The organism is Erwinia sp. 2186, from assembly GCF_057812255.1.
The window spans coordinates 2,724,136-2,741,502 of record NZ_CM173824.1 but is presented as its reverse complement, the minus strand read 5'-3'; the positions used below and the strand labels follow the sequence as shown (position 1 = coordinate 2,741,502).

The 17,367-nt window shown below is 57.8% G+C and carries 14 protein-coding genes; 9 read left to right on the top strand and 5 right to left on the bottom strand.

The features are described 5' to 3' along the window. Positions 1–52: 52 nt before the first annotated feature. The gene (locus tag ACXKZG_RS12610) at positions 53–493 is read right to left on the bottom strand and encodes a DUF2569 domain-containing protein (RefSeq protein WP_013201972.1); all 441 of its coding nucleotides are present in this window, start codon (positions 491–493) and stop codon (positions 53–55) included. 110 nt (positions 494–603) lie between these two features. Beyond that, entirely contained in the window at positions 604–819 is a 216-nt protein-coding gene (gene ydgT, locus ACXKZG_RS12605; protein ID WP_013201973.1) for a transcription modulator YdgT, read from the bottom strand. Between the two features lie 497 nt (positions 820–1,316). Here ydgT and ytfQ point away from each other — a divergent pair, with 497 nt between their 5' ends. Genes ytfQ through yjfF form a run of 4 tightly spaced genes read left to right on the top strand, consistent with a single transcriptional unit; the run spans position 1,317 to position 5,845 of the window. Continuing rightward, a complete protein-coding gene (ytfQ, locus tag ACXKZG_RS12600; protein WP_013201975.1) occupies positions 1,317–2,273 on the top strand; it encodes a galactofuranose ABC transporter, galactofuranose-binding protein YtfQ in 957 nt (318 codons plus the stop codon). Positions 2,274–2,327: 54 nt separating this feature from the next. Beyond that, positions 2,328–3,854: a galactofuranose ABC transporter, ATP-binding protein YtfR gene (gene ytfR / locus ACXKZG_RS12595; protein ID WP_013201976.1), complete on the top strand. Its 1,527-nt coding sequence runs from the start codon at positions 2,328–2,330 to the stop codon at positions 3,852–3,854. Next, complete coding sequence (ytfT, locus tag ACXKZG_RS12590; protein ID WP_488874947.1) at positions 3,847–4,866, top strand: galactofuranose ABC transporter, ATP-binding protein YtfT; 1,020 nt, start codon at positions 3,847–3,849, stop codon at positions 4,864–4,866. The genes ytfR and ytfT overlap by 8 nt, the downstream gene beginning before the upstream one ends. Beyond that, the gene (yjfF, locus tag ACXKZG_RS12585) at positions 4,859–5,845 is read left to right on the top strand and encodes a galactofuranose ABC transporter, permease protein YjfF (protein ID WP_134824024.1); all 987 of its coding nucleotides are present in this window, start codon (positions 4,859–4,861) and stop codon (positions 5,843–5,845) included. The genes ytfT and yjfF overlap by 8 nt, the downstream gene beginning before the upstream one ends. Before the next feature lie 48 nt (positions 5,846–5,893). On the opposite strand, the gene ACXKZG_RS12580 is transcribed toward yjfF, so the two are convergent. Continuing rightward, positions 5,894–6,838, bottom strand: a complete 945-nt coding sequence (locus tag ACXKZG_RS12580) for a LysR family transcriptional regulator (RefSeq protein ID WP_488876267.1) — start codon at positions 6,836–6,838, stop codon at positions 5,894–5,896. A 158-nt stretch (positions 6,839–6,996) separates the two neighbouring features. Here ACXKZG_RS12580 and ACXKZG_RS12575 point away from each other — a divergent pair, with 158 nt between their 5' ends. Beyond that, the gene (locus ACXKZG_RS12575; protein WP_488874946.1) at positions 6,997–8,763 is read left to right on the top strand and encodes an adenine deaminase; all 1,767 of its coding nucleotides are present in this window, start codon (positions 6,997–6,999) and stop codon (positions 8,761–8,763) included. Positions 8,764–8,796: 33 nt separating this feature from the next. Next, positions 8,797–10,146: an NCS2 family permease gene (locus ACXKZG_RS12570; RefSeq protein WP_488874945.1), complete on the top strand. Its 1,350-nt coding sequence runs from the start codon at positions 8,797–8,799 to the stop codon at positions 10,144–10,146. A gap of 69 nt (positions 10,147–10,215) precedes the next feature. Here the strand turns inward: ACXKZG_RS12570 and araA are convergent, their stop codons facing one another. Both araA and ACXKZG_RS12560 read right to left on the bottom strand, forming a co-directional pair. Continuing rightward, on the bottom strand, positions 10,216–11,724 hold the full coding sequence (gene araA, locus ACXKZG_RS12565; RefSeq protein ID WP_488874944.1) for an L-arabinose isomerase: 1,509 nt from the start codon (positions 11,722–11,724) through the stop codon (positions 10,216–10,218). Positions 11,725–11,736: 12 nt separating this feature from the next. Next, positions 11,737–13,419 (bottom strand): ribulokinase, encoded by a 1,683-nt coding sequence (locus ACXKZG_RS12560; RefSeq protein WP_488874943.1) that lies wholly within the window; start codon positions 13,417–13,419, stop codon positions 11,737–11,739. Positions 13,420–13,783: 364 nt separating this feature from the next. Between ACXKZG_RS12560 and ACXKZG_RS12555 the strand changes: the two genes are divergently transcribed. From ACXKZG_RS12555 to araH, 3 genes are all read left to right on the top strand, one after another. Continuing rightward, complete coding sequence (locus ACXKZG_RS12555) at positions 13,784–14,767, top strand: arabinose ABC transporter substrate-binding protein (protein ID WP_134824029.1); 984 nt, start codon at positions 13,784–13,786, stop codon at positions 14,765–14,767. A gap of 69 nt (positions 14,768–14,836) precedes the next feature. Continuing rightward, the gene (gene araG, locus ACXKZG_RS12550) at positions 14,837–16,360 is read left to right on the top strand and encodes an L-arabinose ABC transporter ATP-binding protein AraG (RefSeq protein ID WP_488874942.1); all 1,524 of its coding nucleotides are present in this window, start codon (positions 14,837–14,839) and stop codon (positions 16,358–16,360) included. Positions 16,361–16,377: 17 nt separating this feature from the next. Continuing rightward, complete coding sequence (gene araH, locus ACXKZG_RS12545; RefSeq protein WP_013201986.1) at positions 16,378–17,367, top strand: L-arabinose ABC transporter permease AraH; 990 nt, start codon at positions 16,378–16,380, stop codon at positions 17,365–17,367.

The following is a 17,367-nucleotide window of genomic DNA, read 5'->3' as shown; positions in this document are numbered from 1 at the left end:
AGGATATTCCCTAAACGCACGGAGGATTAAATTTTTGCTGGTTTTTTCGGCTTCACGGCTCAATAAAGGTGGTTTTCACCCGCTGGGAGCGTTTGAAGTACGGCACCAGCACCGCTGCGGCCAGCAGCGCAATCAGCAAAGTTCTGATCGCCGCCGCATCGCTGACCGGCGAAAACGCGAAGGTCTTGATCGCCAGCAGTACGGTAATCAGCAGCCAGATAATGTAATGACGGGGCAGCCGACGTGAGCGTTTGCAAAAAATCCATGTCACCCAAATGCTGTACGCCCAGACCACCAGAGAGGTCAACAGTGAAATACTCCACTGCAGCGTAAACGCATGGGTGTTATTAAACAGGGCGCTGCGCAGTTCTGGCGTTAATAACGCGCTCAAATACATGGCCACCACAACGGCACTGGTCAGCATGGTCATAATTAACCAGGCGAGCGGCACCAGAAGCAGTCCGGCAATGCGTGGGGGTGAAGCTGTAGCCACTCTTTAATCCTTTTAAATCGGGTAATAACGACCGTTTGTGATCCAAACCAGTCACGCACCTTGAGGACCAAAGAGTATACGGAAGGCCAGTTCATTATTGAACGGAAAATTTAGACCACATAGCGCCAGACCGATTTTGGCACGCAACCCAAATCAAACAGACGACCGCCAGAGGTCAGCTCTGCGCGGCGGTGATCGGCAGCGCGATACATATTCGAAATCTCATTATCATCGGTAAGAGAATAATTCAGATGATCGAACAGCTTTTCCAGCGTTTCAAGCGAGCTCACTTTACGAAACTTCAACAGATAATCTTCGACTGTCATGATGGCCGTTAGGGATAGGGATCAGGAGGCCCAAGTATATGGCTGGCAGGGTTTCTGTCCAGAGGACAAACGAGTAACTGACTGTAAATTCAGACTATAGCCCAGGAATTTTGCGCATTTTTAATGCCATTCGGTCAATCTGCCATCAGCTTTTCTGCTGCTGGTCTTATGCAGATGTGGTGTGAGTCACAAAACTGTTAATTACCTTCGCCGCTAAAACCGCCGCAGCGCGTGACAGAACCTGACGCGGTGTTGTAATCGCTTCCATTGAGGCAATTGTTAAGCGCTTATGTTTATTACAGTTATTTAACATGTCGTAAAAAGCCTCCGCGCGTTTTATCCATATCAGCCGCCTGCCGTTGCCAGCGGTCAAATCGCGTAACCTCTTTTAATTGTTGTGTTTTGTGAGCGTTGTCGTAAATGTTTGCTTCAGGATAGTCCAGGATTTAGTGGCGTTTGACCCTACACAACCAAATCCCATCAGAGGAAAAATGATCATGTGGAAGCGTTTACTTTTAACCACCCTCATCAGTGCAAGCCTCTCCGGCGCCGCACTGGCTGAATCAATGACGGTCGGTTTCTCGCAGGTTGGCTCCGAATCAGGCTGGCGTGCAGCGGAAACCAGCGTGGCGAAAAGCGAGGCCCAGAAGCGCGGGATCACCCTGAAAATTGCTGATGGTCAGCAGAAACAGGAGAACCAAATCAAGGCCGTGCGTTCGTTTATCGCGCAGGGCGTGGATGCGATCTTTATCGCGCCGGTGGTGCAGACAGGTTGGGAGCCGGTGCTTGAAGAAGCGAAAGACGCCAAGATCCCGGTGTTCCTGTTAGACCGCGCCATCGTGGTAAAAGACAAGTCGCTGTATATGGCGGTGGTCACCGCCGATAACGTCTACGAAGGTAAGCTGATTGGCGACTGGCTGGTCAAACAGCAGAATGGTAAGCCGTGTAACGTGGTTGAGCTGCAAGGCACCGTTGGCGCCAGCGTCGCCATCGACCGTAAAAAAGGCTTTGCTGAAGCGATCTCCAGCGCACCTGGCATCAAAATTATTCGTTCCCAGTCTGGTGACTTTACCCGCAGCAAAGGTAAGGAAGTCATGGAAAGCTTTATCAAGGCAGAGAACAACGGCAAAAATATTTGCATGGTGTATGCCCACAATGATGACATGGCCATCGGTGCTATTCAGGCCATCAAAGAAGCCGGCCTCAAGCCAGGCAAAGATATCCTGACCGGTTCAATCGACGGCGTGCCGGACATCTATAAAGCCATGCAGGCAGGCGAAGCGAATGCCAACGTTGAGCTGACGCCAAATATGGCTGGCCCGGCGTTCGATGCGCTGGAGAAATTCAAGAAAGACGGCACCATGCCGCCAAAAATCATCAAAACCGAATCGAAGCTTTATCTGCCTGCCGATGCGCAGTCTCAGTTAGACAAGAAAAAAGGCATGGGTTACTAACCACCGCGCCGCCTGCTCCTCAGGCGGCTTTTTTCATGGTTGAGGCGAAGTCGTATGAACTCCCAGAACACCTCAATGACGCCACTGCTCACCATCAGTGGCGTCAGCAAAGCCTTTCCTGGCGTTAAAGCGCTGGATAATGTCTCTTTTGATGTCCGCCCGGGCGAAATTATGGCGCTGCTGGGGGAAAACGGTGCCGGTAAATCCACCATTATCAAAGTGCTGACCGGCGTCTATAAACGCGACAGTGGCAGCGTGACGCTGGACGGCCAGGCAATCAATCCGCAAAACACCGCTGAAGCGCAGAGCATCGGCATTGGTACGGTGTATCAGGAAGTTAACCTGCTGCCGAATATGTCGGTGGCGGACAATCTGTATATTGGCCGTGAACCGCGCCGCTTTGGTCTGATCGATCGCAAAACGCTGGTGCGCAAGGCCGAGGCGTTACTGCACAGCTACGGTTTCGAACTGGATGTCACCCGGCCATTAGGGCAGTACTCGGTGGCGATGCAGCAGATTATTGCCATCTGCCGCGCGGTGGACCTGTCGGCCAAAGTGCTGATCCTCGATGAACCGACCGCCAGTCTCGATGCCAGTGAAGTGGAGATGCTGTTCACGCTGATGAATCAGCTGAAAGCTAAAGGCATGGGGCTGATTTTCGTCACCCACTTTCTCGACCAGGTTTACAAAGTCAGCGACCGCATCACGGTGCTGCGTAACGGCCAGTTCGTTGCCACACGTGATACCCGGGCGTTGCCGCAAATTGAACTGATTAAGCTGATGCTGGGACGTGAACTGCTGGAAACGGCACTGCAACGCGCCGGTAGCACCCTTAAAAGCAATCAGCCGGTGGTGGAATTTAAGGATTACGGTAAGAAAGGGACCATTGAACCCTTCAGCCTGAGCGTCCGTCCGGGCGAAGCGGTGGGTCTGGCCGGATTACTCGGTTCCGGCAGGACAGAAACCGCCGAACTGCTCTTTGGCATCCGCCGCGCCGACAGCGGTACGGCCTGGATCAAAGGCAAAAAGCGCACTATCCGCACGCCGGCGCAGGCTTCGCACCTCGGCATGGGCTTCTGCCCGGAAGATCGTAAAACCGACGGCATCGTCGGCGCGGCATCGGTGCGGGAAAACATCATCCTCGCGTTGCAGGCCCAGCGCGGCTGGCTGCGTCCCATTAAGCGCCGTGAGCAGCAGCAGATCGCCGACCGCTTTATCAAAGCGATGGGCATCCGCACGCCGAATGCCGATCAGCCGGTCGAGTTGCTGTCGGGGGGAAATCAGCAAAAAGTCCTGCTCTCCCGCTGGCTGGTGACAAAACCGCAGTTCCTGATCCTCGATGAGCCCACGCGCGGGATCGACGTCGGCGCGCATGCCGAAATTATTCGCCTGATTGAATCCTTGTGTGCGGATGGGCTGGCGCTGCTGGTGATCTCCTCTGAACTTGAAGAACTGGTGGGCTATGCGGATCGGGTGGTGATCCTCCGCGATCGTCAGCAGGTGGCGGAAATTCCGCTTGAGCAACTCTCCGTCGCCGCTATTGTTAATGCTATCGCCGCTGGGGGAACCCAACATGCTTGAGTCACATCTGGTGCCGGGGAAAACGCGCATGTTCAAACGCAAACTGCCCGCAGGGATGCCGCAAATCGCGGCGCTGGTGCTGGTGCTGATTATCGACAGCCTGGTGGCCAATAATTTCTTTGCCATTCATATTCAGGACGGCCGTCTGTTTGGCAGCCCGATCGATATCCTTAACCGTGCGGCGCCGGTGGCCATTCTGGCGATCGGCATGACGCTGGTGATCGCCACCGGCGGCATCGATCTGTCGGTGGGCGCGGTGATGGCGATTGCCGGTGCCACGGCGGCCACGCTGACCGTCTCCGGACACAGCCTGCCGGTGATCGTTCTGGCCACGCTGGGCACCGGCATTCTCTGCGGTTTATGGAATGGGGTGCTGGTGGCCCTGCTGAAGATCCAGCCGTTTGTCGCCACGCTGATCCTGATGGTGGCGGGGCGCGGCATTGCGCAGCTGATCACCCAGGGGCAAATTGTCACCTTCGACAGTGATTCGCTGGCGCGGCTGGGCAGCGGCACGCTGTTTACCCTGCCGGTGCCGGTGTGGATCACCCTGGTGATGGCGCTGCTGGTCTGGCTGCTGACCCGTAAAACGGCGCTGGGGATGTTTATCGAAGCGGTGGGCATCAACCTGCGCGCCGCACGCAATGCCGGGGTGAATGGCTGGCTGATCGTGATGACCACCTATGCGATCAGCGGCTTATGCGCGGCGGTGGCCGGGCTGATTGTGGCCGCCGATATTCGCGGTGCCGACGCCAATAACGCCGGGCTGTGGTTAGAGCTGGATGCCATCCTGGCGGTGGTGATCGGCGGCGCGTCGTTGATGGGCGGGCGTTACAACCTGCTGCTGTCACTGATTGGCGCGCTGATTATCCAGGCAATGAACACCGGTATCCTGTTGTCAGGCTTCCCGCCTGAACTGAATCAGGTCGTGAAAGCGGTGGTGGTGATGGCGGTGCTGTTGATTCAGTCGCCACGGTTTATTCAACTGTTCAAGCGAGGCCGCAAAGGTGCTTAAACGTCATCTCCCCCTGATGATTACCCTGCTGGTATTTGTTGCCGGGTATCTGTTCTGCCTCAGTCAGTTTCCCGGCTTTGCCTCCACGCGGGTGATCGCCAATATTCTGACCGATAACGCCTTCCTCGGCATTATTGCGGTCGGCATGACCTTTGTGATCCTCTCCGGCGGCATCGATCTGTCCGTCGGCGCGGTGATCGCCTTTACCGGCGTGTTCCTTGCCCGCGCCATCGGTGATTTCCATCTTGATCCCTGGCTGGCGTTTGCGCTGGTGATGGTGATGGGCTCGGCGTTTGGCGCCTTTATGGGCTGGCTGATCGACGCGCTGAAAATCCCGGCGTTTATTATCACCCTCGCCGGGATGTTCTTCCTGCGCGGCAGCAGCTTCCTGGTCTCCGAAAGCTCGTTGCCGATCGATCATCCGCTGTATAGCACGCTCTCCAGCCTGGCCTGGAAAATTCCAGGCGGCGGGCGGCTCAGCCTGCTGGCGGTGATCATGCTGGTGGTGGTGGTGTTCGGCATCGTGCTGGCGCACCGCAGCCGCTTTGGTAATCAGGTATATGCCATTGGCGGCAACGTCACTTCCGCCCAGCTGATGGGGATTTCCACCCGCAGCACCACCATCCGTATCTATATGCTGTCATCTGCGCTGGCAACCCTGGCCGGCATCGTGTTCTCGATCTACACCTCGTCCGGCTATGCGCTGGCGGGGATGGGCGTCGAGCTGGATGCCATCGCGTCGGTAGTGATCGGCGGTACGCTGCTGTCAGGCGGGGTTGGCACGGTGTTGGGCACGCTGTTTGGCGTGCTGATCCAGGGGCTGATCCAGACCTGGATTAACTTCGACGGCACCTTAAGCTCCTGGTGGACCAAGATTGCCATCGGCATCCTGCTGTTCGCCTTTATCGCGCTGCAGCGGTTGCTGACCGTGATGTGGGACCGCCAGCAGAATGCGCCGGTGAAGCGTCTGGCAGGATAAAAAACCTGGCGCTGGGTGGCCTCAGCAGGTCACCCACTGCCGGTGAAATCAGATTGGCGCTTGCCCGGCGATCTGCCGATGGAAGGAGTGCAGCAAAAACTGGAAACAGTGCTCAATTTTGGGCGATCGCAGTGGGGCAGGTTTGCGCATCATGGCAACGGTGCGGCTCAGCGTCGGCTGCTGTAAATGGATCACCCTCAGTTCGTTATCGTTTAAGGTCGCGGTGTACAGCTCGGGCAGGATGGCCAGCGCCAGACGTGACCGCACCAGTCCATACAGCGTTTCCTGAAAATCGACCCGATACCCCACCCGCAACTGCAACCGGTGACTCTCAATCATTGAGGTGACCAGTCTGCTGACGTTCCCTTTAGAAAACAGCGCGAGTTCCCGTTTGGCCAGCTGTCGCCACGGAATGTTATGGCCTTCAGCCAGCGGGTCGTCACGGCGGATCACCGCGACAAAAGGATCCTCAAGCAGCGGATACACGGCGATGGTGTCAGGCACCGTGCTGTCCGTGGCGCCAATGCCAAAGTCGACCGATCCGTTTTCTACCGCCAGCAGTAAAGCGTCGTTGGTCAGATCGTGGAACTCCACCCGCATCGCCGGAAAGTGCGCCGACAAGAGTTGCGGCACCACCGGAAAAAGCAGCGTGCTGACCGACGGCACCAGGCCAATGCGTAAGGTGCCATCGCCGCCCTGTTGCATAATTTGCTGCATATCCTCAAACGCGCTGTGCGCGGTATTCAACAGCCGCTCGGCATAGGGCAGCACCGCTTCTCCCTGTTCGGTCAGGCTCACGCCCTGCGCGGTGCGCTTCAATAACTTGCCGCCGAGCACCGACTCAATCTGGCGTAATGCGCTGCTTAACGCCGGCTGACTGATGGCCAGGCGGCTGGCGGTTTCAGTAAAGCTGCGCAGCTGCGCCAGCGCGACAAAGTACTGAATTTGCTTCAGGGATAACGCCGGAAGCCGACGCCAGGGTTCAGACATAATGGGCTGCCAATTTACGAAACAGGGAAAACGATTGCTCAGCATAACCGCATCTTATAAACGGATAAAATAATTCATCTGGGCAAAGCCTCGTCCGCTGCCTACATTAGCCTCAACCTTCCGCCACTGTGGACACCAACTTGAACGAGACAACCGCGCCCATGCCCCTGCGTCAACGGGCCATCCAGGCCGCGCTGGGCAAAATCCCCTTCGACCGCCTGCTGATTAACGCGGCGATCGTCGATATGGTCACCGGCGAGATCCGTGACGCGGATGTCGGCCTGATCGGCGGCATGATTGCCAGCGTGCATCCTCGCGGCAAATTTACCCAGGCTACCCACACCGATGACCTGTCCGGCCATTTTCTCTCTCCCGGCCTGATTGACACCCATGTGCATATCGAAAGCTCGCATCTTCCTGCGGAGAAATACGCGGAGATCGTGGTAGCGCAGGGCACCACCACGGTGTTCTGGGATCCGCATGAGCTGGCAAACGTGCTGGGCGTGGCCGGGGTGCAGTACGCCGTGCGGTCCAGCCGCAATCTGCCGCTGCGGGTGATTTGCGCCGCGCCGTCCAGCGTGCCGTCGACGCCGGGACTGGAAATGTCCGCCGCAGACGTTGGCGGCGAAGAGATGCAAACCATGCTCAGCTGGCCCGAGGTGGCGGGCGTGGCGGAAGTGATGGATATGGCCGGCGTGCTTAACGGCAGCGAAAAGATGATGGCGATCCTTGATGCGGGCCTGAAAAGCGGCAAGCTGATCGAGGGCCATGCGCGCGGTCTGAAGGATGAGCAGTTGCAAGCCTACCTTGCCGCGGGCGTCACGTCCGATCATGAACTGACCTCGGCAGAAGACGCGCTGGAAAAGCTGCGCGCCGGATTAACCCTGCAAATTCGCGGCTCCCATCCTTATCTGCTGCCCGACATTGCCCAGGCGCTGCTGGCCTTACCGCATCTCTCTTCACAAATTACCCTTTGCACCGACGACGTGCCGCCGGACCATCTGCTGGAGAAAGGCGGGATGATAGCACTGGTGAAACTGCTGGTGGCCGCGGGCATGCGTACGGAAGACGTGCTGAGAATGGCGACGCTGAACGCGGCAAACCGGCTGCAACGGGCGGATTTGGGGCTGATCGCCGCCGGTCGCACCGCCGATATTATTGCCTTTGATTCACAGGAAAACCTCAATCTGGCCTGCGTCTACGTCGGTGGTGACTGCGTTGCCCGCGAGGGAAAACTGCTGTTTACGCCGGCTGCGGCAAGCGATGTCAGCCCGCCGCGCGATACGCTGCGCATCGATGCGCTGACAGAAGCGGACTTCCAGTTGCGGGTGCCAGGTCTGCAACAGGGCACGGCCCGCCTGCGGAACATCAAGGGCGCGCGGTTCACCCAGTGGAGTGAAGTGACGGTGGCGGTGCGTGATGGCGCGGTGAAACTGCCGGATGGCTTCAGCCTGATTTGGGTCAAGCACCGTCACGGACGCCACGCGGCCACGCCACAGATGGCCCTGCTGGAAGGCTGGGGCGAATTGCGCGGGGCGATTGCCACCTCGTATTCGCATGACTCGCACAATCTGGTGGTGATAGGCCGGGATCCGCGGGATATGGCGCTGGCCGCCAATCAGCTGATCGCCTGCGGTGGCGGGATGGCGCTCAGCCAGCACGGCAAACTGCTGGCAAACGTGGCGATGCCGATTGCCGGCATGCTGTCTGAGCTGCCGGCAGAAACGCTGGCGGAGCAATTTAAAAATCTGCGTGAGCTGAGCGGTCAGGTTGCCGACTGGGAGCCGCCGTATCGCGTATTTAAGGCGATAGAGGGCACCTGTCTGGCCTGTAACGCCGGGCCGCACTTAACGGATCTCGGCCTGACCGACGGCGCAACGCGCGAAATTGTCGATCCGGTGCTGGCCATCTGGCCGGACGCGCTTTAACACAACAATAACAACATTCAGGGGAAGTGAAGCATGGCCGAAAGTGAGGTAAAAAATAGCGTCGCCGTCGCCGGAGACAACTGGCTACAGCGCCGTTTCCAGCTGCGTCAGCGCCAGACCAAAAGCAAAACCGAGTGCCTGGCGGGCATCACCGGTTTTCTTGCCGCGGCCTATCTGCTGGTGGTGATCCCCAGCCTGCTGGCGACGGGGGGCATGGATAAGGGCGCGGCCACCACCGGGGTGATTCTGGTGTTCGTGCTGGGCTCGCTGCTGATGGCGTTTTACGCCAATCTGCCGTTTATGGTCGGGCCGGGCATCGGCGGCTCGGTGCTGGTTGGCATTACCCTGGCAGGCGATGGCATCAGCTGGCCCATCGCACTGGGGATTGCCTGCTGGTCAGGGATTGTGTTCTTTGTGATGACGGTGTTGGGGCTGCGCGAGGTGGTGACCCGCTCGGTGCCGCAGTCGATCAAGCTGGGGCTGACCGCCTCAATCGGGATTTTTGTGGCGCTGCTGGGCTTTCGGAACGCCGGACTGGTGCTGGCCAATGCCAAAACGCATGCGCTGGCTCTGGGCGATTTTACCGCGCCCGGCGCGCTGATTGCGCTGCTGGGCCTGCTGGTGGCGGTCGGATTGCAGGCGCGCAAAGTGCCGGGCGCGATACTGTGGGCGATTTTGCTGGCCACTGCCGCCGGTATCCCGCTGGGCGTTACCCATCTGCCGGAACACGGCATGTCGCTGCCGCATTCGCTTGCGCCGCTGTTTGGCCAGGTCGATCTGTGGGGCGCGCTGAATATCGCCTTCCTGCCTTTCCTGTTTATCTTTTTCGCCTCGGAGTTCTTCTCCACCATGGGCACCACGCTGGCGGTCGGCGGCGAAGCGGGGCTGCTGGATGAGCACGGCAATATGCCGCAGATCAACCGGCCGTTTATCGTCGACTCGATTGCGGCGGCACTGGGGCCGATTGTTGGCATTCCTGCGGCCACCGCGCTGATTGAGTCCTCGGCCGCGGCTGACGCGGGCGGCAAAACCGGGCTGACCGCGCTGGCTGCCGCGGTGATGTTTTTGCTGATGCTGTTCTTTACGCCCGTGGCGCTGATGATCCCGAAAGAGGCGACCGCGCCTGCACTGATGCTGATTGGCCTGAACATGTTCAGCAACCTGCGCAAGGTGGATTTAGCGGATTTCACCGAAGCCTTGCCGGTGTTGATGATGGTGATGATTACGCTGATTTCCAACAGTTTCGGTACCGGCATCGCCGGTGGGCTGCTGTTTTATATCCTGATTGAACTGGTGGCCGGTAAGATCCGCGAGGTGCCGCTGGGGCTGGTGATCCTCGCCATCCCGCTGGTTTATTACTTCGCCACCCTGGTTCACCATTAATAAAAAAAGCCCTTCTGCAACCAGAAGGGCTTTTCGTTTAAGGCCTTATGAACTCAGGCCATTACTGAGTTAGTAGCGCTGATTCAGACGGTAATAGGCCTCGTTCCAGCGCAGCGCATCCTTAAAGCCGTGCAGGGTGGTTTCATCATCAATCACCAGCACTTCAATGCCATGCATCTCGCCATACTGTCGCATATCGTCAACCGTCAGCGCCTGGCTGAACACCGTATGGTGCGCGCCGCCGCCAAGGATCCAGGCTTCGGACGCGGTGGCCAGTGACGGCTGCGCATGCCACAACGCCCGCGCGACCGGCAGCTTAGGCAGCGGCTTAGGCTGTTCAATGGCATCCACCACGTTGACCAGCAGGCGGAAACGATCGCCCATATCGATCACGCTGGCGTTCACCGCGCGGCCCGCAGGGGTGGAGAAGATCATCCGCGCCGGATCGGCTTTACCGCCGATGCCCAGATACTGCACGTCAATTAATGGGCGGGTCTCTTTGGCGATCGACGGACAGACCTCGAGCATATGGGAACCCAACACCAGCTCATTGCCCGGGGAGAAGTGATAGGTGTAATCCTCCATAAACGAGGTGCCGCCCGGCAAGCCGGTGGCCATCACCTTAAACACGTGCAGCAGCGCGGCGGTTTTCCAGTCGCCTTCACCGGCAAAACCGTAGCCTTGTTGCATCAAACGTTGCACCGCCAGGCCCGGCAGTTGGGTCATGCCATGCAGCGTCTGGAAGTTGGTGGTGAACGCCATGCAGCCTTCATGTTGCAGGAAGCCCTTAATGCCCAGCTCGATTTTCGCCGCATCCAGCACGTTCTGGCGCTTGTCACCGTTGACGGCGGCCGCGGCGGTGAAGTCGTACAGGCTTTCGTACTCATCAACCAGCGCGTTGACGTCGCCGTCGCTGACGCCGTTAATCACTTCAACCAGATCGCCGACGCCCCAGCCGTTAACCGAATAGCCGAACTGGATCTGCGCCGCCACTTTGTCGCCTTCGGTTACCGCCACTTCACGCATGTTGTCGCCGAAACGCGCCACTTTCAGATTCTGGCTGGCCTGCTTCGCCGCCGCCGCACGCATCCACTGGCCCAGGCGCTCCTGCGCGACCCTATCCTGCCAGTGGCCGGTGATCACGCTGTGCTGCAGACGCATACGTGCGCCGATAAAGCCGAACTCTCGGCCGCCGTGCGCGGTCTGGTTCAGGTTCATAAAGTCCATATCCATGCTGTCCCACGGGATCTCGGCATTGAACTGGGTATGGAATTGCAGCAGCGGCTTGTTGAGAATGGTCAAGCCGCCAATCCACATTTTGGCCGGCGAGAAGGTATGCAGCCAGGTCACGATGCCCAGACAGTCTTCCGCATGATTGGCCTGACGGCACAGCGCCAGCGCTTCGTCCGGGCTTTTCACCAGCGGCTTCAGCACCAGGTTAAACGGCAGACGACCGTCACGATTAAGCCCGTCAACGACCTGCTGACCATGCTGTTCCACCTGACGCAAGGTTTCCGCGCCGTAAAGATGCTGAGTACCAATCACAAACCAGACGCTAAGCGCATTAGGCTGAGTCATTTTTCATTCTCCTTAAATTTTGGACGGTTGAGCGGCAAACTGCGGTTCGGCCACTTCACACCACTGAAGGTAACGTTGATAAAGCTGTTGATAGCGATCGACGCGGCTGGCGTCGGGCTGCAAGGTGGTGGCAATCGGGCTGGCCATTTTTTGTTGCGCGGACGGGACGTCCGGGTAGACACCGGCGGCGACGGCGGCAAAAATCGCCGCGCCCAGCGCGCAGCACTCGTCAGAGGCGACGATATCCAGCGGGCGGTTCATCACATCGCAACACACCTGCATAATTGCCGGCGATTTACGGGCAATGCCGCCGAGGGTCAGAATGCTTTCGACCGGGATATCCTGCTGCTCGAAACACTCCATAATGGCGCGCGCGCCAAAAGCGGTGGCGGCAATAAATCCACCAAACAGCGCAGGGGCGTCGGTGCCCAGATTCAGGTCGGTGATCACCCCCTGCAGACGCTGATTCGCAAACGGCGTACGGCGACCGTTAAACCAGTCCAGCACCACCGGCAGATGCTCCAGCTGCGGATCGTCAGCCCAGGCTTTGGTCAAATCGTTGAGCAGGTTCTTACGGATGGCGGCCAGGCTGGGAGCCAGCTCAGGGCTGTTTTGTGCCGCCTGATCCAGCGGCCAGCTCAGCAGACGGCTGAACCAGGCATACATATCGCCAAAGGCAGACTGGCCGGCTTCCAGACCGATCATCTCCGGCACCACGCTGCCGTCCACCTGACCACAAATACCTTTAATGGCGCGATCGCCCACGCGCTGCGGGTCGGCAATCAGAATGTCGCAGGTAGAGGTGCCAATCACTTTCACCAGCGTATAGGGACGTGCGCCCGCGCCGACGGCGCCCATATGGCAGTCAAAAGCGCCGCCAGACAGGGTCACGGTGTCGGGCAGGCCCAGGCGTTCCGCCCATTCAGCGGTGATCTGGCCAACCGGCAGATCGGCGGTCCAGGTTTCGTTAAACAGCGGGGTATCCAGCTGTTCAGTGAGCATCGGGTCCAACGCGTCAAGGAACTCGCGGGTCGGCAGGCCCTGCCATTCCGGGTGCCATAAGGATTTATGTCCCGCCGCACAGCGCCCGCGACGGATATCCTGCGGTGCCGTGGTGCCGCTCAGTAAGGCCGGCACCCAGTCACACAGTTCAATCCAGGAGACCGCCGCTTCGCGCACCGCGCGATCTTCACGGCTGACGTGCAGGATCTTCGCCCAGAACCATTCGGAAGAGTAAATACCGCCGATAAAGCGCGAATAGTCCTCGAACTTTCCGCCATGACACAGGGCATTAATCTCTTCGGCTTCTTTTATCGCGGTGTGATCTTTCCACAACACGAACATCGCGTTGGGGTTCTCGGCAAACTCAGGCAGCAATGCCAGCACGTTACCGTGGCGATCGATGGGGGCAGGGGTTGAACCGGTGGAATCCACGCCGATGGCCACCACATTCTGTCGCTGCCCGGGGGTTAGTTTAGTGACAACGTCACGAATGGCCTGTTCAAAGGCGTCGATATAGTCCTGAGGATGATGGCGGAACTGGTTGATGCGGCTTTGACAATAAAGCCCGGCTTGCCAGCGAGAGTAAGCCACTACCTGTGAATGCAATTCCTGTCCGCTGGCACAATCCACCGCCAGAGCACGAACCGAATCACTGCCAAAATCCAGACCTATTGTTATGGCTCCCAACTGCATGTTCTTCTCTCCAGACGGTATGTATAAACCTGTCTGACTACCCTAAGAAGTGGCGCGCTTTGCCGTTAGGTTAAGGACGCTGCAAATATGCACTTTTCTGTCATGGTGCGGGATTCTGTGATGTAGCTCAAAGGTTACATGAAGGTTAATTTAGCTAAATGTATGGACAGAATAACTGTAATCTCAGGGTGTGATACCGCTCTCCCTTTATCACGTAAGTTCCCGTTAAAACTAGCGCTCATCGGCACAGGTCCTGCTGTCCTGACCGAAAAACTTGCTGTTTTAAGCCCTTAAGTGGGCAGCATTCCGAATGATACCGTTTACATCACACCGCCGAAAAGCGGGAACTGAGCCGGAGAGCCTCATGCACAAAATACCCTACGCGCTTGCTGCCATTGGCCTTGCAGCCGTTATGTCACAATCAGCTATGGCTGAGACCATGAAACTCGGTTTCCTGGTCAAACAGCCTGAAGAACCCTGGTTCCAGACCGAGTGGAAATTTGCTGACAAAGCCGGGAAAGAGATGGGCTTTGAAGTGATTAAAATTGCCGTGCCAGATGGTGAAAAAACCCTGAATGCCATCGACAGCCTGGCGGCGAGCGGCGCCAAAGGCTTCGTTATCTGTACGCCCGATCCGAAACTCGGTTCTGCCATTGTTGCCAAGGCCCGCAGTTACGATCTGAAAGTTATCGCCGTGGATGACCAGTTTGTGACCGCTAAAGGCAAACCGATGGACACCGTGCCGTTGGTGATGATGGCCGCCACCAAAATTGGCGAGCGTCAGGGGCAGGAACTGTATAAAGAGATGAAAAAACGCGGCTGGGATGCGAAGGATACCGGCGTGATGGCGATCACCGCGGATGAGCTGGATACCGCGCGTCGTCGTACCGGCGGCTCAATGGATGCCCTGAAGGCCGCAGGCTTCCCGGCTAACCAGATCTACAAAGTGCCAACCAAATCTAACGATATCCCTGGCGCGTTCGATGCCGGTAACTCCCTGCTGGTACAGCATCCCGGCGTGAAACACTGGCTGGTGCTGGGCATGAACGACAACACCGTATTGGGTGGCGTGCGTGCGACGGAAGGTCAGGGCTTTAAGGCACCGGACGTGATTGGTATCGGCATCAACGGTGTTGATGCGGTGAACGAACTGTCAAAAGGCCAGGCGACCGGCTTCTACGGCTCGCTGCTGCCAAGCCCGGACGTGCATGGCTATAAGAGCATCGAGATGCTGTACAACTGGGTGAACAAAGGCGCTGAACCACCGAAGTTCACGGAAGTGACCGACGTGGTGCTGATCACCCGTGACAACTTCAAAACAGAACTGGCGAAAAAAGGCCTGATGTAACAACACCGTAGGCAACGGCGCGGATGGCGCCGTTGCCCTGCGAAGGTCGGTAACCGGTCAGGAGATAACATGAGTACGCAACCCGCATATCTGAGCTTTCACGGCATTGGAAAAACCTTTCCAGGCGTGAAGGCGTTGCAGGACATCAGTTTTGAATGTGGCGCGGGCCAGATCCACGCCCTGATGGGCGAAAACGGCGCGGGCAAGTCCACGCTGTTGAAAATTCTTAGCGGCAGCTACCAGCCAACCAGCGGCGAAATCCGTCTGAAGGGGCAGCCCGTCAACTTTACCCACACCACCGACGCGCTGGATGCGGGGGTAGCCATTATTTATCAGGAGCTGCATCTGGTGCCGGAAATGTCGGTAGCAGAGAACATCTACCTTGGTCAGTTGCCGCAGCGGGCGGGCTTTGTAAACCGCAAACTGCTGCGCTATGAGGCCGGAGAGCAGCTGAAAAACCTGGGGATGGATATCGACCCGGATACCCCGTTGAAATCTCTGTCGCTCGGCCAGTGGCAGATGGTGGAAATCGCCAAGGCACTGGCGCGTAACGCCAAGGTGATCGCCTTTGATGAGCCAACCAGTTCGCTTTCCGCCCGCGAAATTGAACACCTGTTCCGGGTGATCCGCCAGCTGCGCCAGCAGGGCCGCGTGGTGCTTTACGTCTCGCACCGTATGGAAGAGATCTTTGCCCTCAGCGATGCCATCACCGTATTTAAGGACGGGCGCTACGTGCGCACCTTTGACGACGTGCCCAACACCTCCCACGACGAGCTGGTGCAGGCGATGGTCGGCCGCGAAATCGGCGACATTTATGGCTATTCGCCCCGCGAAACCGGCGCGGTGCGCTTGCAGCTGGATAAAGTGCAGGCCAAAGGCGTACGTCAGCCGATCTCATTAAAAGTGCATGCCGGTGAAATCGTCGGTCTGTTCGGCCTGGTCGGTGCCGGTCGCAGTGAGCTGATGAAAGGGCTGTTTGGTGCCACCAAACTGACCGGCGGCGAACTGCGTCTGGATGGCGAAGTGATTGTGATCAAGGAGCCGGCCCACGCCATTCGCGCCGGGATCCTGCTTTGTCCGGAAGATCGTAAGGCGGACGGCATCATTCCGGTTCACTCGGTGCGCGACAACATCAATATCAGCGCAAGGCGCAACAACCTGACCGCCGGCTGTCTGATCGACAACCAGTGGGAAAGCAAAAATGCCGCCTCGCACATTAAATCGCTCAACATCAAAACGCCGTCAGCCGACCAGCTGATCATGAACCTCTCCGGCGGTAACCAGCAGAAAGCCATTCTTGGCCGCTGGCTCTCTGAAGAGATGAAAGTGATCCTGCTGGATGAGCCGACGCGCGGCATCGACGTTGGGGCGAAAAATGAAATTTATAACCTGATCTATGCGCTGGCAGAAAAGGGCATTGCGGTGCTGTTTGCCTCCAGCGACCTGCCTGAAGTGATGGGGCTGGCCGATCGCATCCTGGTGATGAGAGAGGGTGAAATCGCCGGTGAACTGAGCCATACCGAGGCCACCGAAGCGCTGACCCTTGGTCTTGCCATGCCGAAAACGACTCAACGCGCCGCAGCTGTGGCCTGATAAGAAGGAGTATTTAAATGTCATCTCACACCACGTCACCCGCGACGCCACCGAAACAAACCCAGCGTATTAATCTGGGCCGCATCTGGGATCACTTCGGTATGCTGGTGGTGTTTGCCGTGCTGTTTATCGGCTGCACTATTTTCGTGCCGAACTTCGGTTCACTGATCAATATGAAAGGCCTGGGGCTGGCGATGTCGATGTCCGGCATGGTGGCCTGCGGCATGCTGTTCTGCCTCGCCTCCGGCGATTTTGACCTGTCGGTGGCGTCGGTTATCGCCTGTGCCGGCGTCACCACCGCGGTGGTGATCAATATGACCGAAAGCCTGTGGATTGGCATCTTCGCCGGTCTGCTGTTGGGCGTGGTTTGCGGCTTTGTGAACGGTTTCGTTATCGCTAAGCTGAAAATCAATGCGCTGATCACCACCCTGGCGACGATGCAGATTGTGCGCGGGCTGGCCTATATCTTCTCAAATGGTCAGGCGGTAGGTATCGAAGACGAGCGCTTCTTTGCGCTGGGTTACACCAACTGGTTCGGCGTGCCTGCACCGGTCTGGCTGACCATCGGCACCATGATTATCTTTGGTTTCCTGCTGAATAAAACCACCTTTGGCCGCAACACGCTGGCGATTGGCGGTAATGAAGAAGCGGCGCGTCTGGCCGGGGTTCCGGTGGTACGCACCCGCATTATCATCTTTATTCTGTCCGGCCTGGTCTCCGCTGCGGCGGGCATTATTCTGGCCTCGCGTATGACCAGCGGCCAGCCAATGACCTCACTGGGCTATGAGCTGATTGTGATCTCCGCCTGCGTGTTGGGTGGCGTGTCGTTGAAGGGCGGGATCGGCAAAATTTCCTATGTGGTTGCCGGGGTATTGATCCTCGGAACGGTGGAGAATGCGATGAATTTATTGAATATCTCGCCTTTCTCACAGTATGTGGTGCGCGGTTTGATACTGTTAGCGGCGGTGATTTTCGACCGTTACAAACAGAAAGCTAAAGCAGCCTGA

Bases quoted from the DNA above. Each gene is read 5' to 3' on its own strand.
- ACXKZG_RS12575 (WP_488874946.1), top strand. From the start codon at position 6,997: ATGCCCCTGCGTCAACGGGCCATCCAGGCCGCGCTGGGCAAAATCCCC.
- ydgT (WP_013201973.1), bottom strand. From the start codon at position 819: ATGACAGTCGAAGATTATCTGTTGAAGTTTCGTAAAGTGAGCTCGCTT.
- ytfQ (WP_013201975.1), top strand. From the start codon at position 1,317: ATGTGGAAGCGTTTACTTTTAACCACCCTCATCAGTGCAAGCCTCTCC.
- ACXKZG_RS12555 (WP_134824029.1), top strand. From the start codon at position 13,784: ATGCACAAAATACCCTACGCGCTTGCTGCCATTGGCCTTGCAGCCGTT.
- araH (WP_013201986.1), top strand. From the start codon at position 16,378: ATGTCATCTCACACCACGTCACCCGCGACGCCACCGAAACAAACCCAG.
- ytfT (WP_488874947.1), top strand. From the start codon at position 3,847: ATGCTTGAGTCACATCTGGTGCCGGGGAAAACGCGCATGTTCAAACGC.
- araA (WP_488874944.1), bottom strand. From the start codon at position 11,724: ATGACTCAGCCTAATGCGCTTAGCGTCTGGTTTGTGATTGGTACTCAG.
- araG (WP_488874942.1), top strand. From the start codon at position 14,837: ATGAGTACGCAACCCGCATATCTGAGCTTTCACGGCATTGGAAAAACC.
- ytfR (WP_013201976.1), top strand. From the start codon at position 2,328: ATGAACTCCCAGAACACCTCAATGACGCCACTGCTCACCATCAGTGGC.
- ACXKZG_RS12560 (WP_488874943.1), bottom strand. From the start codon at position 13,419: ATGCAGTTGGGAGCCATAACAATAGGTCTGGATTTTGGCAGTGATTCG.
- ACXKZG_RS12570 (WP_488874945.1), top strand. From the start codon at position 8,797: ATGGCCGAAAGTGAGGTAAAAAATAGCGTCGCCGTCGCCGGAGACAAC.